A 26,456-nucleotide genomic window follows, 5' to 3' on the forward strand; every position below is an offset into this window, starting at 1 on the left:
AAGAAAAACCTGTAACAAATTATAACACAGAATAAATTAGGCAGGAAGAACTGATTGAAATGCTTTCTAAAATTTTTCCCAAAATTCAATTAGTAAAGGAAGGGCTGATAAGATATGAAGTTCATATATGCAGAATATAATATGTACCACAACAGCATTGATATAACCACCTTTGATGAGTATCTTCTGCGGATTGACTGCAACAAGGCAGAAGATGGATTAAAGACTACTCCCTGCTCCCAATGTGCCTTAGATACCTTAGCAATAGATGAGCCGCTCGAATATGCCCGCTTAGCACTCGATGGCAACTTGCAAATGTGGATTGATGCAGAAGACAGCCTTGAACTATGGTAAAAAGAAAAATTTTAATTCCCCCGAATTCGGGGGAATTAAATCACTTTAGGACTTTTGTGGTCTGTTCTTCCAAAATAGACATCTGATGTATTGCAATTTTATTAAGCTTTATTAAGCGTTCCTTTTGATTCAGCCCATCTTCAATCAGCACTGCATTGATGTTTTCCATGTTTGACAGGCATATCAATTCATTTATACTCGCATAATCCCGGATATTGCCCTTTTTGTCCTGATTCTTATCTCGCCATTGTTTCGCTGTCATGCCAAATAATGCCATATTCAGCACATCAGCTTCCGATACGTAAATGATAGAAGTTTGTTGTGGTGTAAGTTCCGGCGGAATGAGATTAACTTTGATTGCATCGGTGTGTATCCGATAATTGATTTTTGCCAATTCCCTTTTGGCACTCCAGCCAAGCAGAGCCTGTTCTTCTTTCTTTAACCGTTCAAATTCCTTGATAAGATATAATTTGAATTGCGGAGATACCCAGCTTGCAAATTCAAACGCAATATCTTTATATGCGTATGTACCGCCATACCTTCCTGCCTTTGCTGCAATGCCCTTTGAATTTGTGCGGGTTACCCATTGTTTAACCGACATAATAAAGCGGTTTAATCCCGCCTCCAGCATGATTTCTTCATAGGCGGCAGTATTAAAGTCTGCATTGTACATTTCTTCCCATATACCAAGAAATTCTATTGTATTCTTGTTTCGTAACCATTTTTCTATCAGAGCAGGTCCATTGTCAATTTTCCTTACCATATCGGTTAAAGAGATATAATCATCTTCTTCAATCTGTAAGACCTGTATCTCTGTTCCGTCAACATTTAGTTTTCCCATATAAAATCCTTTCATCTATGCGGTCTATAATTGTATTAACTTTCCGTTATCAAAATAATAGATATCTTCTCTTTTATATCCATATTTGGAATCAGGAAGACTGATGTGCGGTTCAAAGGTAAACATTTTAACATCTGATAATCTTTGATGGTTTCCCTTTTTGGTATATATTCTGTCATTTTTGTTTTTCACAATGGAATGTCCAAGGTTGCCAAGAAAATCCAGTTAAGAAATCCTTTTTTTACAATAACATCATTCATGAGATAATATAATTCTTCAAATGTCATGTCCGGCGTTGCGACATCAATTAGAGTTTTATGCAGATATTCTTCCATCTGCAATCCGCTGCGCCACTCGTTATTTCTTATTTTGTCAGTTTTATCACATAAAATGCCATTTTCAAATACAAGCGTTCTTGCATAATCCCCCCAAATGTTATTCTTTTGAGGACTTAAATCAATCGTAATAATATCATTTTCCTGTATGATTCTATTTGTCACTTTATAATCTTTGCCTGATACGGAAACAGCAGTTTCATCTCCCGCAAAAACAAACGCACCAACATCCCAATACCAAAAGGAATCCGCGCCATGTTCCAACAAATAATTTTCGCACAATGCTTTCATATCCGCCAGATTCATCCCGACTTTAATTATGCCAGCAACATACTTTATTGCTGCCCGATTTAGGTTTTGCATTTCCAAATATAAGTCAAGCGTTTCCTTTGCCACGCTATATCCATTGAATAAATGCTGTTTTGTCATCACTGTTGTACCCTGCCTTTCTGTAAAAATCCAATGTACTTATTTCCTTAGAACCTGTGAGAAGCATCATTTTATAGCAGTTTTCTTTTATGGCAATCTCTTTTGCATAGTTTAGGCATTGCGTTGCCAGTCCTCTTTTTCTAAACTTTTCATCCGTTATCACATTTTCAATAAAAGCATACGGCTGCTGGTTGTGCGTCAGGTTAGGAATGATAACACAGACACAGGAAGATACGATTTTTCCATTTTCCTCTGCAACAATCACATGATGATTTTTATCCTGAAAAATGGTATCCCAAATCTGCAATAGTTCTGCGGTCTTTTCCGGCATGGGATTATTATGTAGCTGCATATACAATCTTAATAAACCCTCTAAATCATTTTTTTCTATTTCTCTAACCATACGGGGCATCCTTTCCTATTCCATAAATACCAATTGCAATTTAATATTATTTATACAATTTCCCATAGAAAAACTGCTCTTGAAATGAAATGTCACCTAATATTTTCTCTTCTGCAATATCTTCTCCATTCAAAGACACAATCCACTTATCCTCCACATCGTCAAAACGATGCCATACTGCGACTACTTTGCCACGAAAACTCTTTAGCGGTTTATTTGTTCCAAATATATAAACATCTTGTTCTGCTCCATCACCGGCAAGTACATTATTTACATATCCATAATTGATTGGATAAATCATCTCCGAATGACGAGGATGAGCGGTGCCTAATGGTCTGTCAACAGTTCCGTCTACCATTTTCCCAATAATATGGCTGTAATCCGGTTCATCTGCTTCCATAACACAAAAAAAATAGTCCAATGTCTGCACAAACTTCTTGTTTTCATATAACTTTCTAATCTCAGAAACTGTCATCCATTTACAGTCAGCAACTTCATCCGTTGTTGCATCTTCCAAATGCAGGTCTCCATCGTATTCAAAAAGCCATACATCCATAATATCATTAAATTCTTTGCATTCATATTTAACATCAGTGCCTCGGATTTTAGTAAAAAGGAGTTTTCCGGCTTCGGGTTGTAAATCCAGTCCCACTTCTTCCTTTACTTCTCTAAGTGCTCCGTCAATACTGCTTTCCCCCATCAAAACAGAACCTCCAACGCACTCCCACATAAGCGGAAATGTTGGTCTGCTAACTGAACGTTGGGAAATGAGATATTCCCCTTTGCAATTTCGTATCCATACATGCACTACCAAATGGTAGAAACCGTTTGGAATCTTTTCTCCTCGAATCTGCTCTTTTCCTGACTTTTCTCTATATTTTGTATACAAGTCCCATTTTTCCATATTTTTATATATTCCTCCAAAATCTATAAGCTATCTGCTACAAACCTATCATAACATATTTTTCAATATTCATCATTAAAAAACTGTTATGTAAGAGCAAGGATTGAAATATTATCTTGCACTTCGGTCCTTGCTCTTAACCGTCATTTGTTGCTGGCAATCTGTCGTTCTCTTTGGCGGATTTTTCAACCGCTCAAGCACACTTTGCCTATCCTGTTTTTGATTGTCCTTTCCGTAAATTTTTTCCCATTCAGCCTCTTGTTCCCTATAAGCAATATAAGCACTATGAGATTTATGGTAAATCCGATAAAAATTCTGCACATTCTGATAACCATATCTTCTAACAATGCCGGACAAGCCGATTTTTAAGATGTCAATCTCCTCATTTTTACGGTGAATTTTGCTTTGCAGTTCACCTTTCTTGGTAAATTTCGCAAGTCCTTTTAGGGCATCACGCTCAAGTTCCAAAGCATTGCGTTCTTTTTCTGCCTCAAAAATAATCTTATTCTGTCGTTTCAGTTCCTTGTAAATCTTAAACAGCTTTGGATAGGCGGTTGCTTCGGCAGACATAATAGGTTTGGGCGGTATCTTCGGTTTGGTCTGTGCTTCCTTTTCGGATGGTTGGCGGACAGGTTCTTGCACAGGCATCTGCGGTTGTATCTGCTCTGTATCAAAGAGTTTTGCAGACAGTTCCCTTGCTTTTTGCAGCACCTTTGAAATCAGCATTGCCAATACTGCAACTGCACTCATGAGGATTGTTCCAAACCGTTCCGGCTGACTGCCGAATAAATCAATAGATTCTTTGATGCGGTCAGAGAAGTACTCTTTTTTTATCTGTTGTATCTCTGTTTCTGCCACGCCGCTTACAATCGCCCTGTCAACTTCACGATTCCAACGCATACGGTATTCGTTGTCCGTCTGTATCTGTTCCGCTTTCGGATTATTTTTCCCTATCTTCTTAGTGGCAAGATACAGACCGTTTTCGTTAAAAACGTGTAGTTTCTCTTTGTCGTTCTTTACCAAAGTATTGATAAGGTCTGTATAAAAATGCTTTACCTCGTCCACAAACTCGTCCTGCTTGAACAGCTTATTCTTGGCGGTAAAAAGATTCCGCTCATATATCTCACCTTTCTTCACAATCTTACAGCCTTTGCGGACATTTCCGTTTTCGTCAAGTATCTCTTTTTTGGTGCGGACATGTTTTCCCTGCTCATCATAGAACATATTCCTTGTTGCAGTCTTTTCTATGGGTTCAGGCAATCTCTCCCTCTCTGAAAAAATAAGGTGGATATGGTAGTTTGTTTTTCGTTTGTTATGGTGCAGAGCCGATACGCACTCCACACCGTACTTTTCCTTAAAGCGGTCTGTGAACAACTGTAAAAGTTTGTCTGGCTCATAGAGATTCGGGAAAGATTCCGGCAGGGCAATGATAAATTCCCTCGCCTCGATACATTCCCCCTCTGTGCCGCTTTTTTGAAATTCCTGCTGATTGAATCTTGCAAGCTCCGTCCAATAATAGCGGTCTGTCGTTTCATAGACTGCATACAGGTTTTCCTGTTTTGCATGGTTGGATATATAAGTGATTCTGCCCCTGACATCAAGCAGCTTGCTCATGCGGATAAATGAATGCCTTTGTATTGTGCTTTGTCCTCCCTCCTGCAAATGGCAGTAGCGGATGCGCGAAAGCGGAGAGGGCGGCGGTTCTCACAAATGCAGCAGCATTTGTAATTCACGCTTGCGTGAATTTGCTCCCTGCAAGGGCGAAATCCCCATTGCATAAACGAAGTTTGTGCAATGGGTGTATTTCGCTCTCAAACGCCGAGGGCTTTAAGAGAAGGTAATATTCTCTTGAAACTGTTCGGATTATGCCGGTAAAATCAGCCGCCATGATAGCTAAAAATGCTGTCATCTGCCTTGGAATGCCATCATTGTGATAGCAAAAAGTGCTGCCACTTATGATAGTAAAAAGTGCAACCTTGATAGCAAAAAAGTAATATCTAAAATGTCAGTTAAATTTTTGCAGCAATCTTACATCACATTGAAAATGACGCCCGAAACATCTGTTGAATTTTTTAACTGAATATACCAAAACAAGTTGATTTTTTCAGTTGGCTGTTCCAAAATTAACTTATTTTTTCAACTCACTTTTTCCGCTTTCCCCAAATTTCCGCTTGTACCAAAAGGAAGCACATGATATAATTTATTTGTGTGTAGGTATATCATGGCTTCGGTCTGATACATACCATTGGGCGGTTTCCTTAGAAGCCGCCTTTTATACTGCTGATTTTCTTGTAACAGACTTTACATCATTCTTATCCCGCAGGTTCTTCCCCTCGTTCACTTCCATGAACTTCTCCAGTATATCAATTTTGATAAGTACCTTTCTCCCGACTTTGAGGACGGGTAGTTTTCCCCACTCTACAAGGTTTCGCAGGGTATTCCTCCCGATACCCGTATAATCGGCAGCTTCTTCAATGGATAGTGCAATTTTCGTTTTGGTCATTAACTCACCTCCCTTTTAATTGCATAATGCAATTTCGATAGTACGCTTACTATAACGCTTTTATAATCTCTTGTCAAGCATTATGGCAATTCAAAAATCATTTTTAAGTTGCATATTGCATTATTGCTTTTTCTATGCTATACTTTGTCCATACCGAAAAAGGAGGCGTATCAGTATGAAAGATAAAGAGTTACGCAAGCTGATCGGTAGCAGGGCAAAACAGCGGAGGGTTGAGTTGGGATTAAACCAGCCTTATGTCGCAGAGAAGATGGGGGTAGCCACTTCCACAATCGTGCGTTATGAGGCGGGAACAATCGACAACACAAAGAAGCTGGTCTTGGAAGGTCTTTCAGAAGCACTCCATGTGTCTGTGAAGTGGCTGAAAGGGGAAACGGAGGAATACCAAACGGACATTACGGATAATAGGGAATTATTTATTCGTGATGTGATGAATTCCATCGTAAACAAACTCCCCTATGATATGAAGCCTGATGAGGCGGATTTTTCCAAAGATTTACTGCTGCTGATGTTGAAGGAATATGAATTGTTCGTGGATTCTTTTCAGTTTGCCTGCAAGAATTTCAAGGACAATGCGGAAAATGCCGCACTCGCTCAGACAATGGGGTTTGAATCGAATAAGGAATATAACGAGATTATGTTTCTCAGGGAAATCACCCACACCGTAAATATGTTTAACGATATGGGCGATATTGTGAGGCTCTATTCCAAAAATCCCGAAACAGCCACCATAAGGCTTGCAAATCTTCTTTCTATGGTATCGGGGGAAGAATCCGAATCGGTATAGCTTGGCAGCCGGAGTTATGATATACTTACACGCAGAAAGCATTTCATCAGTTCCGATTGCCATACGCAATAAAGGTTGCGTTTATCGAAAGGAGAAACGATTATGGCAAAAGGATCAGTTCGGAAGAAAGGAAAAAAATGGTACTACCGCTTCTATGTGGAGGACGCAAGTGGAAATCTGGTACAGAAAGAATATGCAGGAACAGAAAGCAAAAGCGAAACGGAAAAGCTGTTAAGGCAGGCAATGGAAGATTACGAAAGCAAGAAATTCATTGCAAAGGCGGACAATATCACCCTTGGACAGTTGCTTGACACATGGGCAGAGGAAGAATTAAAGACAGGAACATTGAGCAATGGAACTGTCGGTACTTATCTTCAGGCGATCAACCGCATTAAACAGCACCCTGTAAGCAGACGAAAGCTAAAAACGGTTACTTCGGGGCATTTGCAGCAGTTCATGGATATCATGTCTTTTGGAGGCACGATTGAAGATTTTGTTTCCAAAGGATATTCCAAAGACTACGTAAAGTCATTTTCCGCAGTATTACAACAGTCATTCCGCTTTGCGGTGTTCCCGAAACAGTACATTACGTTCAATCCCATGCAGTATGTAGTCATGAGGCATAAAAAGGACGATATGGACTTGTTTGCGGAAGAAACGGACACCGACAATGGCAAAGTCAATCCACTGTCATTTGAGCAGTACCAAAAGCTGATTGCACAGCTTGGCAAGCGGAGCAAAGACGCAATCCTACCTGTACAGATAGCCTATTTCACAGGTCTCAGGCTTGGGGAAGTGGCAGGACTGACTTGGCAGGATATCAACTTTGAGGAACAATGCCTGACAGTCCGCAGAAGCGTCCGCTACAATGGCGCTACCCATAAGCACGAAATCGGCTCGACAAAAAGGAAGAAAGTGCGGATCGTTGATTTTGGGAACGCCCTCGCTGACATCCTGAAGAAAGCAAGGAAACAGCAGCTTAAAAACCGTATGCAGTATGGCGGACTCTACCACAGGAATTTCTACAGGGAAGTTACAGAGAAAAATCGGGTACATTATGAGTATTACAACTTGGGAATGGCAGAGGATGTGCCGGAGGATTATACGGAAATCTCCTTTGTATGTCTGAGGGAAGATGGCTGTCTGGAACTTCCAGCCACCGTAGAAACAGCCTGCCGGACAGCGGCAAGGAAAGTACCGGAGTTAGAGGGGTTCCACTTCCACACATTAAGGCACACCTACACAACAAACCTGTTATCAAACGGGGCGCAGCCAAAAGATGTGCAGGAACTTTTAGGACACTCGGACGTAAGCACTACCATAAATGTCTATGCACACGCTACAAGGGAGGCAAAGAGGGAATCTGCAAAACTCTTGGATAAGGTTGTGGGAATGAATTAAACTGAATAAGAAAAACTTTCCCTTGTAACCTACCCATAAGGGCAAAAACAAGGGAAAAGGATACATATTTTGAGGTTGGCATAGCGCAAAGCCTTGAAAACTGGGGAAACTTATGGAAAAAGCTTACAAACTGGATTTGAATGAGGATTTCTATTAAGTTGGAGTCCTCCCCCCCCACTTTTGCAACTGCCAGTTGACACATTTCCATGCCTAAATGGTAGTCATGCAACTGATAATATTGCTATAATCACACTATGAAAGGAAGTGCTGATAATGAATATGGCAGACAGAATACAATATTTAAGAAAAACAAAGGGCATATCACAGGAAGAACTTGCTGATAAAGTCGGTGTCTCAAGGCAGGCTGTTTCTAAATGGGAAAGTGAACAAAGTACACCCGACTTAGAAAAAATAATTATAATGAGTGACTTTTTTGAAGTAACAACAGATTACATTCTAAAAGGCGTTGAACTAATAAAGAGTGAAGAACAAAAAAGCAAAGAGATTGCAAGTAAGATACTTTATATCTCATCAACAGCTTTTATTGCTATTGGGTTATTTTGCGCATTTGGCGGGTGGTACGCTGAACAAACGATGGAAGTTGTTTGGGGTTCAATGATTATTCAAACGGTGGGAATTGCTGGATATTTTATTGGGAGATTATTGTCAATGGAAAAAGCATCGTTTTATATTAACTGGCTTAATATAGTTGGAATTGCTTTAATGCCAGTTTCTATGGTGACAGGATATATCTCGATACTTGTTTTTAAACAAGGCTGGATTGCGCCTTATCCCAGTGGAATGTTTCATACGTTAATTTTTAGCTTGGTATTCTTTACAGTTTTGGCTGTAAGTTTTATCTTTGTAAAAAAGCCGTTTTCGGTAAAATACAAAATGTAATGAGGAGATAATCCATGAAAAAAGCACAAATGATACAGAAGATGATAGATTTTTATGAAGGTAGTGTGCATGATGTCGAACATTTCTTAAAGGTGCTCAGTTATGCAGGGATGATTGGCAAGCTGGAGGGTCTGGATGAGAAGACGCAGGATATTTTGGAGATGGCTGCAATTGTTCACGATATTGCCTGCCCACTCTGCCGGGAAAAGTATGGTAATACCGATGGAAAACACCAGGAGGCGGAAAGCGAGGCGCTGCTTAGACCGTTTCTTTTTGAGTTTAATTTGGCTGAAGAGGTGCTAGAGCGGGTAATTTATCTTGTATCGCACCATCACACCTTTTCAGGGATAGATGGACAGGACTATCAGATATTGGTAGAAGCGGACTTTCTGGTCAATGCATCGGAAGCGCAGATGTCAAGGGCGCAGATTGAGGCATTCAAAGGAAAAGTCGCAAAGACGGAAACAGGAAAGGGGCTTTTGGATTCGATCTATCTTAGGTGAGGGCGGATTGGCAGGCGCAGCATTAGATATAGAACAATATGATGTGGTGTTTGTGGGTTATCCAATTTGGTGGTACATTGCCCCGACTATCATCAATACATTTTTGGAAAGCTATGATTTTTCCGGTAAAACCATCGTGCCTTTTGCGACTTCGGGTGGCAGCGGTATGGGTAAAACCAACGAGAACCTTGTGGACAGCTGTCCGGGGGCAGTACTTCTTCCGGGAAAAATGCTGAATGGCAAATTGTCTGAGTCAGAGCTGAAAGCACGGGTAGAGCAATTCTAAACGAAGCGGGAAGCAGCATGGATAAGGTGATAAAACAACCTGTTTTCTTGCGGATATGGAAGACTTTGCTGCATTTAACGAGGTGTATGCTGCCCATTTTACATCGTGCCCGGCAAGAAGTTGTGTTGCAGTGAAAGCGCTCCCAAAAGGCGTTCTTTGTGAAATTGAAGCGATTGCGGAAAAATAATTATTGCGTAATGCTAATGTAGCATGCTGAGAAATATCAGCATTGAATGCGACATATAAATGAGCGTTTTATAGAAAAAGGTTCAGAAGCAGGATTAAACCACAGAGGGCAGAACACGATGCGATTAAGTAAACGGAAGAAATAAACCATAGGGCTTATCATAGGGGCGGAATTGTGCTGGTGGTTCTTCCCGTTACAATACGATAGCTGGCAGAAGACGTGAAAACTACATTCCTCAACAAAAGGAGAACTCTCTTCCGGAGACCCTGCATGATTTAAAGACTATTGTACAGGCGGATATTATGACAAAGCAGCTAGATTTCTACATCGATAAGGATGTCAAACTTCCGTATAAGTCTGCGGCTGAACTAAAACCTTTTGACATTCGGTTTCTTTTTCTATATAATACGGTGTATACAGGTTACGGACCTAATTTTGCTTTAGGATAAACGACTGTGAATCCAACAGAAAGCGAGGTGGGTCTTTTTTTATGTATTTTATGGTCGATAACTACGATTCTTTTGTCTATAATCTGTCCGCCTATATGAGGGAGCTGGGGCAGGAGGTGCTGGTGCGGCGGGCGGACGCAGTAAGTCTGGCTGAGATACGTAGGCTTCGCCCGGAGGGGATTATCCTCTCCCCGGGCCCGAAACGACCCTCTGACGCCGTGGAGGCTAAAAGTGTTCTTAGGGAATTTCAGAACCAGATTCCGATACTCGGCGTATGCTTGGGACACCAGGTTCTGGGTCAGGTCTACGGGGCAAATGTATGCAAGGGGGAACGTCCCATGCATGGGAAAATCACGAAGCTTTGCAATGACGGAACGGGGTTGTTTGCAGGGCTGCCCGCCGAGTATGAGGTGACACGTTATCATTCCCTCGTGGTGTCGGAGAAGCGGTTTCCTGCCTGCCTGCGGGTGACGGCCAGAAGCGCGGACGGGGTCGTCATGGGCCTTGCGCACAGGACTATGCCGATTTACGGGGTACAGTTTCACCCGGAGGCTGTGCTGACCCAGCACGGTCGGGAGCTTTTGGGGAATTTCTGCGGCATATGCAGACGGTATGAGCAGGGAATATGGCGTCCGGAGCCGAGCCAGCCCTTGGGCTGGTCCGGGGAGGCACACTTTGCGGAAGCGTTGAGCTGGGAGAACGGCTACGGAAGGGAGGAATTTTGATGCAGCTGATACATGAGCTTGAGCAATACCCTGATATGGAGCGGATATTTTCTCTGGTGCAGGATTGGGAGGACAGCGTGTTTCTCGATTCCTCCCTGGAAAATGATCTGGGGCGCTATTCGATCATCGGGCTTCACCCTTACCTAAAGCTGGTAAAGGCGGAGAAATTTACGGTAAATGGCGAGGTCTTGGAGGAAAGCTTTGAGGACTATGTCAAGATGTATCTGCGGAAGCACAGGGAGGAAAACCGTACAGGCCTTCCGCTGGCCTCCGGGGCCGTGGGCTATTTTTCCTATGAATACGGAAGAGAAAAGGAGGGTGTGAGGACACGGCACAGAGCGGAGGTGAAGATTCCCGACTCTATCCTCATCTTCTACGACAGCTTTGTGATAGAGGATAAGAGGCAGAAGAAATTGTTCCTAATCTCCAACGGTCATGGGCGGGACTGTGATGAGGAGTTGGAGGAGCTCCTGGGACTTGTGCGGCAGGCAGCAGGGCAGGCGGCGGACGAGGTCTTTGCGATGAAGAGCTTCAGCAAAAATGCGCCCGGCATGTTGGTCGCAGACAGCTCTGCCGGGCAGGGAGAGCCGGGAGAGATTTGCGCAAACTTTACAAAGGAAGCCTATCTGACCGCTGTTCAGCGCATGATCGAGTATATCATAGAGGGGGACATCTACATAGCCAACATGACGCAGCAGCTTCGCATTACAAGTCCGGTGCCGCCCTATGAGATGTTCCGGAAGCTGCGCAGGAACAATCCCTCACCGTTTGGGGGCTATTTCAACTATGGAAGCTTTCAGGTGGTGTGCGCCTCCCCGGAGCGTTTTCTGCAGGTGCGAGGCGGTCGGGTTGAGACGCGGCCGATCAAGGGCACGAGAAAACGGGGCAGTACGCCGAAGGAGGATGCGTTCCTTCGAAGGGAACTGGAGCAGTCAAAGAAGGACAAGAGCGAGCTTTTGATGATTGTGGATCTGGAGCGCAACGACCTGAACCGAGTCTGTGTTCCAGGCAGCGTGCGGGTGACGGAGCTCTTTGCAGTGGAGGAGTACGCCACGGTCTTTCATCTGATTTCCAATATCGTTGGGGAGCTTGGACCGGAGATGACGGTCATGGATCTGCTGGAGACCGCTTTTCCGGGAGGTTCCATTACCGGAGCACCGAAGCTGCGGGCCATGGAGATTATCGATGAGTTGGAGCACAGTGGGCGGAACCTCTATACGGGCTCTATGGGTTATCTCTCCCTGGACGGGGACTGCGATTTCAACATTGTGATCCGGACAGCCCTCTGTCAGGACGGCATCTATTACCTGGGCGTAGGCGGCGGAATCACCTGTGAATCGGAGCCGGAATTTGAGTATGAGGAGACGCTTCAAAAGGCCAGAGCCCTTCTTGAGGCGCTGAACGTTGGGGAGCAGGAGATTGCTGCAGACGTCCCAGGGGTCGAGGTGGCAAAGCTGGGCGCAGGGGCGGATTTTAACGGTGCGGATACGAAGTAGGAAGGAGCAGCTATGCAGATTACATTGGATGAGGGGTATCAATTCGGGCTGGGGGTCTTTGAGACTGTAGCGCTGGAGTGCGGGCGGCCGGTTTTTCTCGACTGGCATCTGGAACGGCTCGGGGTCTCTCTAAAGCAACTGGGAATTTCTAGGAGTATCACCGAGAGGGAGGTTCAGGACTACCTTACTTCTATAAAAGAGGGAGAAGGGGCGCAGGCTTTTTTGGATCACGGCGCTCTAAAAATCATGGTATCCGAGAAAAACAGCCTTTTTACCATGCGCGAAAATCCCTACACACCCGAGAAGCGAAGAAGAGGCTTTCGACTGGTATACAGCAGCGTATACCGGAACGAGACCTCACCCCTTGTGCGCCACAAGACCATGAACTACGGCGACTGCATCATGGAGAAGCGCAGGGCAGTGTCCTTGGGTGCGGACGAGCTGATTTTTCGAAACAGCCGAGGAGAGATTTGTGAGGGAACCACAACGAATATTTTCTTTGTCCGGGAGGGCAGGCTTTATACGCCGCCTGTCTTTTGCGGTCTTCTTCCGGGAATCCTGCGCCGCTTCATTTTGGAGCGCTTCCCGGTGACAGAGTGTGTGATAAGGGAGGAGGATGTCTCGAAGATGGAGGAATGCTTCGTGACCAATTCCCTGATGGGCGTTATGCCTGTGAACTGCTTAGGAGAAAAGAAATTCCTTACGAGAGAGCAGGCACAGATCTGTCAAAAGGCCTATCTGACCGTCCAGCGCCTTTAAACGATTAGTAGATGTCTTTGCAAGAAAAAGCTGTTCTATTATCGCAGGTTAAAGGAATAGAACGGCGAAAAGGGCATTTCATTTAAAAGAAAAACAATATATTAAAAGAGTCAATGGGAAGCGTAATGGAGACCGGGAGTCTTTTGTCCAAAGAATTGAAATGAAAAGCCAATATGCTGTTAAGAGACATATTGGCTTTTAGGGTTCAAGATTTTCATTATTAAATAATGGCGATTTAAAGAAGTCATACAACGCAATATCAAGTCCTTGGCACATTTCATGAATGATACGCAGTTTTACGGATGGATAAGAACAATGAATCACATTGCTTATTGTTGATTTAGGGATGCCGCTTTTAATATAAAGCTGATATTGTGTCATATTGCGTTCAGTAAGCAATTCCAATAACCTTTGGCTTATCGCTTCGTTCAGTTGCATATATATCACCACCTTGCAATCATAATTATAAGTGGAATTTTAAAAAAGATAGAACCTGTAGCTGTACTAGTTGAGCGTTTCATGGTATACTTAAAGAAGAGAATGATATTCTAAACTTGACATATTGATTTGAGGTTTAGGGCTCAAGATTTTCATCATCGAATAACGATGAGTGAAAAAAATCGCATAATGTAATACCAAGCCCTTGACACATCTCGTGGATGATACGTAATTTTACAGATGTGTAAGAACAATTAACCACATTTCCTATTGTGGATTTAGGTACGCCACTTTTAGTAAAAAGTTGATACTGCGTCATATTACGTTCTGCAAGTAGTTCCAATAGACGTTCGCTTATAGCTTTGTTTAGTTGCATTTGTACTTCCACCAATCCCTGTGACTGTACTAATTATTATAGGTTAATGTAATGCCAAAATAGTCCCTGTAAATGTACTAAACCGAGGAATTTCTAGTATCCATGCCTAAATATAGTAAAGCTTTAGATAAGCCATTCTTCATTAGTTTAATTTTGCTTAATAGGGAGTTGCAGTATGAAAAAAGAAATGAATTACATTGAAGAATATCAATGGGACAGATTAGTTTTTGAAAAAGAGGAGAAAACGCCTCTGACAAATGAGCAAAGGGAATACTTTGACTTGGTAAAGCTATTGGTGGAAACGAGGGAATCACAGTATAAAAGAAGAAAAAATAAACAGAAGTGGGATAATTTTATAGATATATTATATCCAGCACTTTGCAATATTGCAGAAATACAGGGTGGATGTGTTAAAATGAATACATGTGAGGATACCTGCTATGCAGGACTAATTTACATTGGAAATAATCTTATGTTAGACATCGATAGAGTTCAAGGGTTGACAGACTTTAATGCAATTTTATCTGTTGCAGATAGTTTTTCAATTTCTCAAAGGGGAGAATACTTTGAGATGCATTTTACATTTGAATTATATGATAAAATTGAAATAGCAGATTTATCTGAGTGTATTATGGAAATAGAAAAAAGGTTGAAAGAGATTAGGTGCTCCAATTTGTAGGAAGATGTGATATGGATAATCGGATAGATGCACAGGAGAAAGCGAAGGCGGATATTTTTGAAGCGATACTTGGAACCATTGCGATATCCTGTCAATGGGATCCGGAAATTCTTCAAAATGTAGTGAAGAAAATGATATCGATTGAAGCTTATCTGACCGAGTTAGAATCAGATAGATGTAGAACGGAAGATTTGTCGGCAGATAATGCGGTAAACACTTTGAAAGAAATGGAAGAACACGGCATGTGTAGTTTTCTGATCTATGAATTTAATTTGCCAGAAGAGCTGGGAGGGGATTGAAAAGACAAGTGTGGGTATCATCAAAAAAATATGCAGGGTATCTGGTGCTTTGCGAACACTTTGAAGTGAAAATGAATACGGACCAAGTAGGGGGGACTTGATTTGGAATTTTAAGGAAGGTGTGCTTGTGCCGTGGACATGGAGTTAATCAGATCAGGATGTTTTTATTATTCCGAATACGATAAAACATTATTCCTTTCAAGTTGATATTATTCCGAAAATAGGATATACTATTTTCGGAAGAGAGGTACAATCTTTATGTATATGACGGTAAAGCAGGCGGCAGAAAAGTGGGGGATTTCTGATAGACGAGTGCGTATACTTTGCGCAGAAGGGAAGATCTTAGGTGTTACCCGTGAAGGGCGTAGTTGGATGATTCCGGCAGAGGCGAAAAAGCCAGAGGATGGGCGTTTTAAGGCAACAGAAAGTTTGCTGACGGTCATAGACAGGAAGAAAATGGAATTAGATTCCAGACGCCCACTGACAGAGGGAGAACTGGAACGTTTGACTGAGGAATTCATTATTGAGTATACCTATAACTCTAATGCAATTGAGGGAAATACGCTGACCCTGCGTGAGACAGACATGGTTTTGCGTGGGTTGACGATTGACAGGAAGCCGTTAAAAGACCATATGGAGGCAGTCGGGCATAAAGAGGCGTTTGATTTTGTGCAGGATCTGGTAAAGGAACAGGCGCCTTTATCGGAGAGTATCATCAAGCAGATTCATTATCTTGTGTTGGCAGATAAACCACAGGATCGAGGGGTTTACAGAAAAATCCCCGTCAGGATTATGGGCACGAAACATGAGCCGGTACAGCCATATTTGATCCAGTCTGAGATGGAACAGTTGCTGCAGGCTTATAGAAATAGTAGCGAACATATTATTAGCAGGCTCGCACGATTTCATATTGAGTTTGAGAGGATTCATCCTTTTATTGACGGAAACGGCAGAACTGGAAGGCTGCTTGTGAATTTGGAATTGATGAAAGCCGGATATCCGCCGATTGACATTAAGTTTACAGATCGCATTTTTTATTACAATGCGTTTGATGAATACCATGTAAAGCATAATCTTGGTACAATGGAAAAGCTGTTTGCAGGTTATGTGAATGCAAGACTGGATCGTTACTTGATGATTCTGGAAGAATAACCATATAAGAGAGGTTTCGGGTCAAGACCATATAATCCGTTGATTGCAAATACATTTTTCAGAGCTGGTTTTATTGAGGCATGGGGACGTGGAATCGAAAAAATCTGGAATTAAAAAAAGAGAAGGTTCTAGTCAAAAAGGAAAATGGATTATTCTATAACTATATTTCACACAATTCAACAATAATATTACTTTGCTGATACAGCCAGCCCGTAAATTTTTTCGGGCTGGCTATTCCTGTTTCTTTGCAAAATTATCTATCTTGAAAAATGCTCATGCACGGTAAAGAAGCAAGAAATCAAAAACAAGAGATAGATTGCCAGCACCACACTATTCCCACAATGCCGACGACAACGGAATCCCTCTCATTCATTCATTCATACTTGTTTCCAAACTGCAATAATGCTGATGCAATTCATATATTTTTTGCTGTATTAGTTTTATTAGCTCCAATGGTTCTAACACAGTGGCGTCGTTCCCAAATGGCAATATATAATCGGCAACCCATTCTAAAGCAGCATGGTTTATTTCCATGTCGATTATCCCGCCGCCCGTTGGAAATGTTTTTAATCCGCTTGCAAGTAAACATTCACTTTCACAGCGTTTAATACCTATATCCGTTAGTTGGATTTTCATATGGTAATCATTCTTAACCTCTGTTTTTTCAAGATATTCTTGAATAGACGTAGGAATAGGGTATTTCCCTTTTGGATAGGGCTTTTCCTCTATGATTTCTTTAATACGGTCAACCCGGAACACTCTGATTTGATTTGCCGTTGTACAATAGGCGGGGCAATACCAAAGTCCATTCATAGCATATAAGCCGATAGGTATAATTGTGCGTGTACTTTCAGAATATGTTGACGAATACCGTATTGTTGCGGCATGGCGGTTTATCACAACAAGGAATATTGATTTAAGTAATGGCGAATTGCAATGTCTGTCTGGAATCCAAAATACTACCTTGTTTTGAATCTGCGTGATACTGTTTTGTACATCTAATGGCAGACAATTCAAAAATTTTTTTAAGACGGATATGGTTTCCTGTTCAAACGGCAAGTCACGGTGATATTGCAAGGCTTGACAGGCAAAGAAAATAGCTTTTGCTTCGCTTTCTGAAAAAGCAATAGGCGGCAAAATGCGCTCTTTTAAGATATGATACCCACCCGCCGCCCCAACTTCGGAGTAAAGAGGAAAACCAGCTTGTTCCAATTCTTGCAAGTCACGCAGTATGGTTCTTTTTGATACGGAAAATTCATTTGCCAATTCGCCTACAGTAAAATCTTTTTTTGCATTTATTGTTATCATCATCTCAATAAGCCGTTCTGCTTTTGACATTTTTGAACTCCTTTCCGAATGGTGACAGCTCTTGTCACTATTCTATGATAAACTATCCATGTTCCAAATGCAATCTGGCACAAAACAAAGTCATGTACCCCCCTATGTGGAAGAAAGGGGGAATCATTTATGACTTGTATAGAAGCATACAAAGGGCATATTATGTATACTTTCAATGGCTTTTGCAAAGTTGTCATTCGCTATGCCGCTATCAACGCATGGCGTGACAGGAGCAGACGGCGAAAAAAAAGAAATATCCCTTGAATACCTCACAGAAAAAAGTTTTACCCTTTAGGCACAACGGACGAATATTTTGAAGCACCCTATGAAGAATACCCCATTACGATATGCGGTCAGACAGTTATCCTCACCAACGGAAAACTTGCCGCCGCCCTGTTAGCTCTGCCGGAGAAAAAACGGGAAATCATTTTCCTTTACTTTTTCAGGCATTACACACAGCGGGAAATCGGGGAAATGTACGGACGCCGCCGGAGTACGACGGGTATCAAATCCATAGGACTTTACAACTCCTGCATAAAGAAATGGAGGTGCTTTCGCATGAGAAATCCTAATCTTTTGCCTTATGAAACGATTGTCCGGGCGACCAGCGGAGAGCCGGAGGCCTACCTGCATAAAGACCGTTATAGGCGTGGGCTATAAGTTTGCTTCCAGAAAATGAACAGACAAATTGCTATTGCCGGATAAATATAATATAATACCCTCAGTGAATCCCCATAGAATGTAAAGGAGAAAATCGTATGGAAAAATTGATGTACATGATGATGATTGAGAAAAGCAAGACCTATAATAAAATGACAAAACAGGTAGTTATGGAACACGTTGAGAACATAAGAAGGCTGGACGATGAAGGAAAGCTGGAAATCTGCGGTGTCTTTAAAGGTTATCCGGGGATGGCAGGTATGTATATCCTAAAAACAGAGAGCCGTGAAGAAGCAGAAGAAATTTGCAAAGCAGAGCCGCTGGTTATGGGAGGATATGCAACCTACGAATTAGTTGGTTTGCAGATTGCAAACCGGGAAAATAATTACTTACTGTAATTGCGAAAAGGAACAACACTGGGGCAAATAAGATCCGGCTTATATGGAAACTGAATAACCGCCGCTACATGGAACGACACACCAAGACAGGAAATCAAGAAAAGATTTCCTGTTTCTTGTAGAAGCGAAAACCACCGGCTTGACCGGGGGAGTATTATTATAGGTACATACGCAGAGTTATCGCTATGGGCAATGAATCACATTTTTCTGTAATTTAGTGTGATGGGTAAGCGACAAAACCAAACTTCCTTTGGCGGCAAAAATATAATAGTTTTGCCGAAAATATGTTGATGTTTTTGCCGATAATATGATATACTATACAGTAGATTAGTGTAGTTCTTTGATTTGATTTATGACGGAGGATAGCAGATGCGATACCTTTCGGTTACTGAGATAGCAAAAAAATGGGATGTGTCGGAGCGTAGTGTTAGAAACTATTGCGCCCAAGGACGTGTGAATGGAGCCTTTCTTACCGGCAAGACTTGGAATATTCCCGAAAATGCAGAAAAACCAGAGCGTGCCAACAAGAGAAAAGAGGAACCGATTACTCTGTTGGATATTCTGAAAGAGCAGAAAGCAAGCAAATACTCTGGTGGTATTTATCATAAGACGCAGATTGATCTGACATACAACTCAAACCACATCGAAGGTAGTCGTCTGACTCACGATCAGACCCGATATATTTTTGAAACCAATACGATCGGCGTGGAAAATGAAGTTCTCAATGTTGACGATGTTATTGAAACAGCAAATCATTTTCGCTGTATTGACATGATTATTGAGAACGCAAAAACGGCACTAACTGAGAAGTTCATTAAGGAACTTCATCTAATCCTGAAGAATGGAACCAGTGATTCCAGAAAAGATTGGTTTGCAATTGGCGACTACAAGAAGCTTCCGAATGAGGTTGGCGGCATGGATACCGCCCTTCCGGAAGAAGTTGCCGATAAGATGAAAGCGTTGCTGGCAGAATACAATGCCAAGGAAGAAAAGACTTTTGAAGGTATTCTGGATTTCCATGTGAAGTTTGAGCGAATCCATCCATTCCAAGACGGCAACGGTCGTGTAGGCAGATTGATTATGTTCAAAGAATGCCTGAAATATGATATTGTTCCATTCATCATAGAGGATAATCTGAAGATGTTCTATTACCGAGGATTGAAAGAATGGAACAATGAAAAGAGTTATTTGACTGATACCTGTCTGAACGCGCAGGACAAATATAAAGCATACTTGGACTATTTCAGGATTGCTTATTAAGAAGACGGATTTCCAAAGTGTCAAAGGCTCATTTTGGCTATAATTTTGTTTTGAATCTGGTCAAAAAAGAGGATTTTGGCTATCGCAATATCAGCACCGTCAAGGTATCCGATGCAAAACAGTGGTTTGCAAAGCTGCAAACGAAGGCATGGATATTAAGAATCTACAGCATCTGATGGGTCACTCCGATGCGGGCGTGACGCTCAATGTTTACACCCATGCAAGCTACGCACACGCTGCGGAACAGATGGCGAAAATTTCACAGTTTCGCCAGTCCCCTGAAATGAAAAAAGACAGGGATTTTGCTGTTGGATAAGCAGCAAATATGGTGGTAGTATCTTGTGTTTACTACACCAATTACTACACCACCAAGTAGTGTAGTTACATAGATTTGTAGAGACTTATGAAAAATTGAAGAAAAATCGAAAGCTCGAAAATCAGTAAAATCAAGGATTTTCGGAATTCTGGAGGAATATAGAGATTATGATAAAAATACTTTTCATCTGCCACGGCAATATTTGCCGTTCGCCAATGGCTGAATACGTAATGAAAGATATGGTCCGCAAGGCGGGCTGTGAAGCGGAATTTGAGATCGCATCTGCAGCCACCAGCCGCGAGGAAATCGGCAACGATATCCATAGAGGCACCAAAGCAAAGCTGCGGGAACAGGGCATTGCCTTTGAGAAACGGCAGGCTCGCCAGGTGACGAAAAAAGACTATGAGGAATTTGACTATCTGATTTTGATGGATAGAGAAAATAAAAGAGGATTGTCTCGTATTATCAGTGCAGATCCCTATAATAAAGTACACATGCTGCTGGGATTTGCCGGAAAGGATCGGGATATTGCAGATCCATGGTATACGGGGAATTTTGACGAAACCTACGATGATGTTGTAGCAGGATGCCAGGCGTTTTTGCAGTCCCTTGCTAAACAAAATTTGCAGTTGTAATTAGTATAAGCCTACTCTGAAAAACAAAAGGAGAATTGCAGTGAATATAGAAATCGGTGCGCTTTTGAAAGACAAACTTTTTGAAAACAGGAAGGTGCTGGCGGGGAGAGAGGGACTTCATAGAAAAGTGAAGCGAATATCAGTCTTTGATTGCCCCTGCGTGCCCGATCTTTTGGAGCGCAAAATTCTTTGCGAGGGGGATTTATTCATTACGTGTCTGGAACAGTTCCGCAGTGAGAAAGATGATTGTGAACTTCGCTATTATCTGGAATGTCTGATTCACTCTGAATCTGCAGGGCTTTTAATTGTTACGGACGATAGAGTAAACCTTTTGACGCCGCAGGTTCTAAAACTGTGCGAGGATAATGACTTTCCTGTAATACTCATACCAGAGGAATATCCTTACACGGTGATTATTGATACAGTGCACAGCTATATTACCTTCGATACTTACAATACTATTAATAAACTTCGACTGGATAAGATTATGTACGAGAGCCTAAACGATACAGAACGCAGCGAAGTACTTTACAGTATCAAGCCTACAGTAAAGCAGTACATTAGAGGGATATTTATACAGGGCGGCTTCAATTCGGATATCGCCAGGCTGGAACTGCAAAGTTATTATCTCAACAGAGAAAATGATATTTTCGTCAGAACTGAGCAGGGAATGATTATTCTGCTCAGCGAGGACAACAAAGAGCGACTTCAGCAGACTTTAAATGCATGTCTTGTCAGAATCAAAGAATTTCTGGACAATCCCGTCATCGGCTACAGCCGAGCATTTCCAAGAAAAGACTGTGGCAAGGCGCTGGAGGAAGCAAGACTTGCCCTGGAAACTGCCAAGGCTATGGATATGACTGTAAAAACCTATGATGCCCTTTCGTCGATTCAGCTTTTAACGGCAGTGAAGGATACGCAGGAAGCGGAAGATTACTATGATGCTTACCTAGAGGCGCTCAGAACAAAGATTACCGAGGAAAACCTTCCGGAAATGATACTGACCGTGGAGAACTATGTGGCTAACTCCGGAGATTTCAAGCTGACAGCGGAGATGATGAACCAGCATGTCAACACCATAAGATATAGGATTAATCGTATCAAGAGTGCGCTGAATATGGAAAACGATACCATTAAGTTCAACGAAACCATTGCAATTGCAGTTAAACTCAGAATCCTGCTAAATCGGGAAATCTAATCGAAGTATAGGGCTTGTAATAATTACAAAAAAATCCTGTCATAATTAAAACCAGTACAAAGAAAACTGAATTAATTTTCTGTAAAATCAGGGAAAACTAAGGAGGTTTTCTTATGAGTGACGAGAAAAAGAAAAACACTATGGAAACGACCACGCTGACGGAAGTTCCCATGGAAGAAAGAAAAAGCTGGATATCCGTAGCTTTTATGCAGGCGGGCATTATGATTTGTGTTCCGAGCCTGCTTCTGGGCGGAATACTGGCAGGTGCAATGCCGCTTCATCTTGCAATTATTTCTGGTATTATCGGTTATATTATTGTAATCGTACTCTTTAGTCTTATGGGCATTATCGGAAGCGATCTGGGAGTTCCAACCTGTATGACGACATTAGGCGGCTTTGGAAAAAAGGGCTCCCGCTTTATCATCAGCACTTTGATCTTTATTTCTATGATTGGCTGGTTTGCTGTCCAAAACGACGTGTGCGGAAATGCTTTCTCTAATTTGATGTCGGAGTTTTTTGGACTGGATGTTCCGGTATGGCTGTCTTCCACTGTATGGGGGATTATCATGCTGGTTACGGCAGTATATGGAATCAATGCCTTGGATAAACTGAATAGGATTGCGGTTCCTGCCCTGTTTGTAATCACCATTGTTGGAACTATTATCGCGGTGAATAAATATGGCACTTCAGCGCTGAATGTGGATCCGGCGGAGATTACCATGTCCTTTGTAGATGGCATAGTACTGACTGTTAGCTTTATGGCGGCAGGCTGTCTTGCGGCATCAGATATTACAAGATATCAGGCAACCCGTAAAGATACCATTCTTTCCAGTTCCATCGGTGTTGCGCCGGCAGGCATTTTGATGATTGTACTTGGCGCTGTTATGACAAAGGTTGCACAGCAGTATGATATTACAATTGTGTTCTGTGAAATCGGAATCCCGGTTCTGGGCATGCTGGTTTTGATTGCTGCTACATGGACAACGAACACGACCAATGCCTATTCCGGAGGCATCAATGCAGTTATGATGTTTAATTTGAAAGATAACAAGAGGGCCGCAGCGACAATGATTTCCGGTGTTCTTGGAACAATCTGTGCGCTGCTGGGCTTTGCTTCTCATTTTGAAAGCTTTTTATATGTGCTGGGAGATTTAATGCTGCCGACTATGGGCGTGATTTTAGCGGATTACTGGATTGTCAATAAAGCAAAACCGGAGAATTACAAGACTGCAGACGGCTTCAACTGGCTTGGGATTGTATCCTGGCTGGCGGGCTATGCTGTGATCAAATTCATTCCTTATGGCGTTCCTTTTGCGCAGGGAATTATTGCAGCAGGACTTTTATATGTCATTCTGGCAAAGACAGTAGGAAGACCGCAGGATAAAGCAGATGGTAAAGATCTGGCATAATAACAGGACGCAGAACAATTAACAGGGATTGTCCGTAATGCTTTTTCAATAGATGGAGTCGTAATCGCTTTCGGGAGAATTTGATGGCATATAACTTGCATGGTGTATTTACATGAGAAGAATACTTCTGAAAGGAGGCCATAAATGAAGAAAATTTTTATTAGTGCGGACATCGAAGGCGTGAGCGGAATCACCAGTTGGGAAGCAACCAGATACGGTGGCAAGGGTTACGAGGAAGCTTGCAGGCAAATGGCGAAGGAAACGGCCGCTGCATGCAGGGCTGCGTTAAACTGCGGCTATGGTGTGGTTGTCAAAGACGGACATGAAGATGCGATGAATATCGCCCATGAATTGCTGCCGGAGGAGGCTGAGCTGATTTCAGGCTGGACGTGCACACCTTTATCTATGCTTGGAGGCATAGATGAAACCTTTGCGGGCGTCATTTACATCGGCTATCATTCCGGGGCGTGGACCAACACGAGTCCGCTGAAGCATACCTGTGAGGATTACATCTACAACTGGTTTAAAATCAACGATAAATATGCGTCTGAATTCACGATCAATTCAGGGGTTGCTGACCAGTTTGGCGTTCCGTCACTGCTGCTGTCCGGTGACGCGGGGATTTGCAGCGAAGCGGAGACAGAATATCCGGGTATTGTTACCGTTCCGACCAAAAAAGGAATGGGCAATGCAACATGGAATATACACCCTGATAAGGTGGTAGCAGAGATTGAGCGGGCTGTGACTGAAGTACTGTCAAAGCCTTTACCGAAGTCCAAGCCGCTTTCAAAGTCCTATACGATGACACTATGCTATAAGGAGTTTCAGAAAGCTATGTCCGCAACTTGGTTTCCGGGCGTTGAGAAGCTAAATGACTATACTGTCTCCTATACGGCAGATAGCCCGATGGAACTGGCAAGATGCCGGTATTTTATCGGCTAACGCACTGTAGCTTGAACAGGGTTTTCTAAGTAAAGAATTAAAAACTAAAATTTATCCAGCCGAAGGCGTAATTCGGCTGGTTTTTTGTATAAGAAAATCAAGGTAAATAAATGAGGACAAAAAGGTTCATAGAATAATAGAACCTATTTTTAGCGAAACACATAAGAGGGCAGGCGAAGGAGTCGTTGATGAATTTACGCATTTTTACACATTATTGTAGTGAAGATGGTAAATGGCATGAATATTGCAATTTAACAGAATATAATGCAAATGCTGTGTCGCAGACCAGCAAAAAGTATGGGAACAGAAATTCTTGTTCCCCCCTGTCTTGCCGAGCGGGAGAAAGGTTCTAAAGGTTTGGCGGACGTGAAAGGAGGAAAAAATGAAAAAGAAGTTATTGGCGACCGCGCTTTGTATAGCGATGGTGTTGACCTGCCTTGCAGGATGCGGAGGAGAAGATAAAGGTGATAAAGGCGCAGACGGAATGAAGAAAATCGTTTACGCCAACGGCGGACAGCCGGAATCAATGGAGTATGTTGAAGGAAGCCGCTATGCGAAATACAGCGTCCTGAAATACAACATTTATACAGGACTTACACGAATTTCTAAAGACGGCACATCTGAGATGGGATGGGCAGACAAATATGAAACCAGTGATGACGGATTGGTATGGACCTTCCATATCAGAGATGGTGCAAAGTTCTCTGACGGCACAGATATGACTGCCCATGACTGGGAAGAAACGATGAAATACTACTGCGCACCGGAGACAGCTGCACAACAGACGACTTTGGAAGAGTATGTAAAGAATATGGGCGACTACATCGCCGGAAAATGTGATTGGGAAGAGGTCGGCTATAAGGCCCTTGACGATCGCACACTGGAGATTACACTGGAAAGCCCTTGTACTTATTTCCTGGATATCGCATGTACTTATGTAGCACTGCCGATGCACATTGTAAATGAAAATCCGAACTGGAATAAAACTGCGGAAACTTACGTTGGAAACGGTCCGTTCAGAATGACCAGCCTTAAAGACCAGGTAAATGTGGTGCTGGAAAAGAATCCGTACTATTATGATACAGATAATGTTGCCATTGATCAGGTAGAATTCGTATTCCTGGACGAACCATCTGTAGAATTGGCTTCCTTCCAGAATGGGGATATCGATGTATCAGATAACCTTAATGCGGAAGCGGTGTCTAAATATAAAGACAGTGACGAATTTGTAAACGAAAGCCGTATCGGTGTAAACTATCTGACCACTCATACGGGACATATTACAGATAATCGTGTGCGCCAGGCGTTGTCTCTTGCTCTTGATAGAGAAACCCTGCTTTCAATTCTGGGTCAGGTAAGCTACCCTGCTACTGGTTTAGTCCCTTATGGTATTCACTGGGGAGATGAACAGTATCGTGACAAAGCGGGCGATTTAGTAAGCTTTGATTTAGAACGTGCTAAGAAGCTCCTCGAGGAAGCAGGATATCCAAACGGCGAGGGACTTCCGACATATAAATATGTTTGTCAGAATAATGAGGAAGCAATGAACCGTGCGCAGGCAATGCAGTCCATGTGGCAGGCAGCAGGCTTCAAGATTGAAATCGTTTCCTATGAGCCGTCCACTTACTGGGACGTATTTGAGACTGAGGACTGGGATATCGCCGATGACGGCTGGACCGGTGACTATGACGACCCAAGCACAAACCTGTTCTTGTGGGAAGAACGTCGTGAAGTAAATCCGGACGGCAGTCTGAAAGATGCTCGTTGGCATGATGAGAAAGCGCTGAAATACAATGCGCTGATGCAGAAGACTTATAAAGAGACCGATTATGAAACTAGAATGAAGACATTCCTTGATGCAGAAAAGATTCTGATTGAAGAAACACCGATTATTCCAGTAACCTTCTATACAGATACAATGCTGGTAAATCCGAGAGTGAAAGGCGTAGTGAAGAACTACATCGGTCACGTATTCTTCCAGTATGCAGATATTGCAGAATAAGAAAGCATAGAAACTGCGGCAGGTGTTCCAATTTAACTGGAACACCTGCTTCAAAAAAGGAATTGAAACAGAGA

Annotated in this window: 30 protein-coding genes and 1 pseudogene; 22 read left to right on the plus strand and 9 right to left on the minus strand. The window is 42.4% G+C overall.

The genetic code is table 11. From position 1 onward, the window contains the following. Window positions 1–114 precede the first annotated feature (114 nt). Complete coding sequence (locus NFR88_RS06405) at window positions 115–354, plus strand: DUF6061 family protein (protein ID WP_016301864.1); 240 nt, start codon at window positions 115–117, stop codon at window positions 352–354. A gap of 40 nt (window positions 355–394) precedes the next feature. Here NFR88_RS06405 and NFR88_RS06410 read toward each other — a convergent pair whose 3' ends face one another. The 6 genes from NFR88_RS06410 to NFR88_RS06435 form a co-directional block, all read right to left on the minus strand. Next, the gene (locus NFR88_RS06410) at window positions 395–1,210 is read right to left on the minus strand and encodes a KilA-N domain-containing protein (protein ID WP_465250575.1); all 816 of its coding nucleotides are present in this window, start codon (window positions 1,208–1,210) and stop codon (window positions 395–397) included. 173 nt (window positions 1,211–1,383) lie between these two features. Next, on the minus strand, window positions 1,384–1,959 hold the full coding sequence (locus NFR88_RS06415) for a M24 family metallopeptidase (RefSeq protein ID WP_251614324.1): 576 nt from the start codon (window positions 1,957–1,959) through the stop codon (window positions 1,384–1,386). Continuing rightward, window positions 1,928–2,362, minus strand: a complete 435-nt coding sequence (locus tag NFR88_RS06420) for a GNAT family N-acetyltransferase (protein WP_016301861.1) — start codon at window positions 2,360–2,362, stop codon at window positions 1,928–1,930. The genes NFR88_RS06415 and NFR88_RS06420 overlap by 32 nt, the downstream gene beginning before the upstream one ends. A 46-nt stretch (window positions 2,363–2,408) precedes the next feature. Continuing rightward, a complete protein-coding gene (locus NFR88_RS06425; RefSeq protein WP_251614326.1) occupies window positions 2,409–3,266 on the minus strand; it encodes an NUDIX domain-containing protein in 858 nt (285 codons plus the stop codon). A gap of 111 nt (window positions 3,267–3,377) precedes the next feature. Then, window positions 3,378–4,880: a MobA/MobL family protein gene (locus NFR88_RS06430; RefSeq protein ID WP_251614329.1), complete on the minus strand. Its 1,503-nt coding sequence runs from the start codon at window positions 4,878–4,880 to the stop codon at window positions 3,378–3,380. Between the two features lie 658 nt (window positions 4,881–5,538). Next, window positions 5,539–5,769 (minus strand): helix-turn-helix domain-containing protein, encoded by a 231-nt coding sequence (locus NFR88_RS06435; protein WP_016301858.1) that lies wholly within the window; start codon window positions 5,767–5,769, stop codon window positions 5,539–5,541. 175 nt (window positions 5,770–5,944) lie between these two features. On the opposite strand from NFR88_RS06435, the gene NFR88_RS06440 reads away from it, so the two are divergent. The 9 genes from NFR88_RS06440 to NFR88_RS06480 all read left to right on the plus strand — a co-directional run bounded on the left by NFR88_RS06440 (window position 5,945) and on the right by NFR88_RS06480 (window position 13,280). Beyond that, window positions 5,945–6,574 (plus strand): helix-turn-helix domain-containing protein, encoded by a 630-nt coding sequence (locus tag NFR88_RS06440; RefSeq protein ID WP_016301857.1) that lies wholly within the window; start codon window positions 5,945–5,947, stop codon window positions 6,572–6,574. A gap of 102 nt (window positions 6,575–6,676) precedes the next feature. Then, a complete protein-coding gene (locus tag NFR88_RS06445) occupies window positions 6,677–7,975 on the plus strand; it encodes a tyrosine-type recombinase/integrase (RefSeq protein WP_251614331.1) in 1,299 nt (432 codons plus the stop codon). A 279-nt stretch (window positions 7,976–8,254) separates the two neighbouring features. Continuing rightward, window positions 8,255–8,875, plus strand: coding sequence for a helix-turn-helix domain-containing protein (locus tag NFR88_RS06450; protein ID WP_465250576.1), 621 nt, complete (start codon window positions 8,255–8,257; stop codon window positions 8,873–8,875). A 14-nt stretch (window positions 8,876–8,889) separates the two neighbouring features. After that, window positions 8,890–9,378, plus strand: coding sequence for an HD domain-containing protein (locus NFR88_RS06455; RefSeq protein ID WP_160200830.1), 489 nt, complete (start codon window positions 8,890–8,892; stop codon window positions 9,376–9,378). Window positions 9,379–9,385: 7 nt separating this feature from the next. Beyond that, window positions 9,386–9,664 (plus strand): flavodoxin, encoded by a 279-nt coding sequence (locus NFR88_RS06460; RefSeq protein ID WP_463602658.1) that lies wholly within the window; start codon window positions 9,386–9,388, stop codon window positions 9,662–9,664. 55 nt (window positions 9,665–9,719) lie between these two features. Continuing rightward, complete coding sequence (locus NFR88_RS06465) at window positions 9,720–9,851, plus strand: Rid family hydrolase (protein ID WP_463602657.1); 132 nt, start codon at window positions 9,720–9,722, stop codon at window positions 9,849–9,851. Window positions 9,852–10,350: 499 nt separating this feature from the next. Continuing rightward, window positions 10,351–11,025: an anthranilate synthase component II gene (locus NFR88_RS06470; protein WP_307726235.1), complete on the plus strand. Its 675-nt coding sequence runs from the start codon at window positions 10,351–10,353 to the stop codon at window positions 11,023–11,025. 35 nt (window positions 11,026–11,060) lie between these two features. Beyond that, window positions 11,061–12,521 (plus strand): aminodeoxychorismate synthase component I, encoded by a 1,461-nt coding sequence (gene pabB / locus NFR88_RS06475; RefSeq protein ID WP_251614452.1) that lies wholly within the window; start codon window positions 11,061–11,063, stop codon window positions 12,519–12,521. 12 nt (window positions 12,522–12,533) lie between these two features. Then, window positions 12,534–13,280, plus strand: a complete 747-nt coding sequence (locus NFR88_RS06480) for an aminotransferase class IV (RefSeq protein WP_251614335.1) — start codon at window positions 12,534–12,536, stop codon at window positions 13,278–13,280. A gap of 198 nt (window positions 13,281–13,478) precedes the next feature. Here NFR88_RS06480 and NFR88_RS06485 read toward each other — a convergent pair whose 3' ends face one another. Both NFR88_RS06485 and NFR88_RS06490 read right to left on the minus strand, forming a co-directional pair. Next, window positions 13,479–13,718, minus strand: coding sequence for a helix-turn-helix domain-containing protein (locus tag NFR88_RS06485; protein ID WP_160200836.1), 240 nt, complete (start codon window positions 13,716–13,718; stop codon window positions 13,479–13,481). Between the two features lie 136 nt (window positions 13,719–13,854). Further along, window positions 13,855–14,094 (minus strand): helix-turn-helix domain-containing protein, encoded by a 240-nt coding sequence (locus tag NFR88_RS06490; protein WP_160200837.1) that lies wholly within the window; start codon window positions 14,092–14,094, stop codon window positions 13,855–13,857. Between the two features lie 175 nt (window positions 14,095–14,269). Between NFR88_RS06490 and NFR88_RS06495 the strand changes: the two genes are divergently transcribed. From NFR88_RS06495 to NFR88_RS06505, 3 genes are all read left to right on the plus strand, one after another. Next, window positions 14,270–14,773 carry a hypothetical protein gene (locus NFR88_RS06495; protein WP_251614337.1) on the plus strand — a complete coding sequence of 168 codons (504 nt, stop codon included), beginning with the start codon at window positions 14,270–14,272 and terminating at the stop codon, window positions 14,771–14,773. An 11-nt stretch (window positions 14,774–14,784) separates the two neighbouring features. Continuing rightward, on the plus strand, window positions 14,785–15,072 hold the full coding sequence (locus NFR88_RS06500; protein WP_251614339.1) for a hypothetical protein: 288 nt from the start codon (window positions 14,785–14,787) through the stop codon (window positions 15,070–15,072). A 258-nt stretch (window positions 15,073–15,330) separates the two neighbouring features. Continuing rightward, a complete protein-coding gene (locus NFR88_RS06505) occupies window positions 15,331–16,224 on the plus strand; it encodes a Fic family protein (RefSeq protein ID WP_251614341.1) in 894 nt (297 codons plus the stop codon). A 369-nt stretch (window positions 16,225–16,593) separates the two neighbouring features. On the opposite strand, the gene NFR88_RS06510 is transcribed toward NFR88_RS06505, so the two are convergent. Next, window positions 16,594–17,562, minus strand: a complete 969-nt coding sequence (locus NFR88_RS06510; protein ID WP_251614344.1) for a helix-turn-helix transcriptional regulator — start codon at window positions 17,560–17,562, stop codon at window positions 16,594–16,596. 402 nt (window positions 17,563–17,964) lie between these two features. Between NFR88_RS06510 and NFR88_RS15210 the strand changes: the two are divergent. From NFR88_RS15210 to NFR88_RS06555, 9 genes and pseudogenes are all read left to right on the plus strand, one after another. After that, window positions 17,965–18,048 (plus strand): annotated as a pseudogene (locus NFR88_RS15210) (sigma factor-like helix-turn-helix DNA-binding protein); the annotation flags it as partial. Window positions 18,049–18,320: 272 nt separating this feature from the next. After that, window positions 18,321–18,620 (plus strand): YciI family protein, encoded by a 300-nt coding sequence (locus NFR88_RS06520; protein WP_251614346.1) that lies wholly within the window; start codon window positions 18,321–18,323, stop codon window positions 18,618–18,620. 369 nt (window positions 18,621–18,989) lie between these two features. Then, window positions 18,990–19,880 (plus strand): Fic family protein, encoded by an 891-nt coding sequence (locus tag NFR88_RS06525; RefSeq protein ID WP_251614348.1) that lies wholly within the window; start codon window positions 18,990–18,992, stop codon window positions 19,878–19,880. A gap of 148 nt (window positions 19,881–20,028) precedes the next feature. Beyond that, a complete protein-coding gene (locus NFR88_RS06530; RefSeq protein ID WP_160200843.1) occupies window positions 20,029–20,196 on the plus strand; it encodes a hypothetical protein in 168 nt (55 codons plus the stop codon). 167 nt (window positions 20,197–20,363) lie between these two features. After that, window positions 20,364–20,831: a low molecular weight protein-tyrosine-phosphatase gene (locus NFR88_RS06535; RefSeq protein ID WP_251614350.1), complete on the plus strand. Its 468-nt coding sequence runs from the start codon at window positions 20,364–20,366 to the stop codon at window positions 20,829–20,831. 40 nt (window positions 20,832–20,871) lie between these two features. Then, window positions 20,872–22,029, plus strand: a complete 1,158-nt coding sequence (locus tag NFR88_RS06540) for a PucR family transcriptional regulator (protein WP_251614352.1) — start codon at window positions 20,872–20,874, stop codon at window positions 22,027–22,029. A gap of 113 nt (window positions 22,030–22,142) precedes the next feature. Further along, window positions 22,143–23,438: a cytosine permease gene (locus NFR88_RS06545; protein ID WP_251614353.1), complete on the plus strand. Its 1,296-nt coding sequence runs from the start codon at window positions 22,143–22,145 to the stop codon at window positions 23,436–23,438. A 144-nt stretch (window positions 23,439–23,582) separates the two neighbouring features. Further along, window positions 23,583–24,380 (plus strand): M55 family metallopeptidase, encoded by a 798-nt coding sequence (locus tag NFR88_RS06550; protein ID WP_160200847.1) that lies wholly within the window; start codon window positions 23,583–23,585, stop codon window positions 24,378–24,380. 382 nt (window positions 24,381–24,762) lie between these two features. Continuing rightward, window positions 24,763–26,382, plus strand: a complete 1,620-nt coding sequence (locus NFR88_RS06555; RefSeq protein WP_160200848.1) for a peptide ABC transporter substrate-binding protein — start codon at window positions 24,763–24,765, stop codon at window positions 26,380–26,382. The last annotated feature ends 74 nt before the right edge of the window (window positions 26,383–26,456 follow it).

The organism is Senimuribacter intestinalis, assembly GCF_943192965.1.
GTDB classification, from domain to species: domain Bacteria; phylum Bacillota; class Clostridia; order Peptostreptococcales; family Anaerovoracaceae; genus Senimuribacter; species Senimuribacter intestinalis.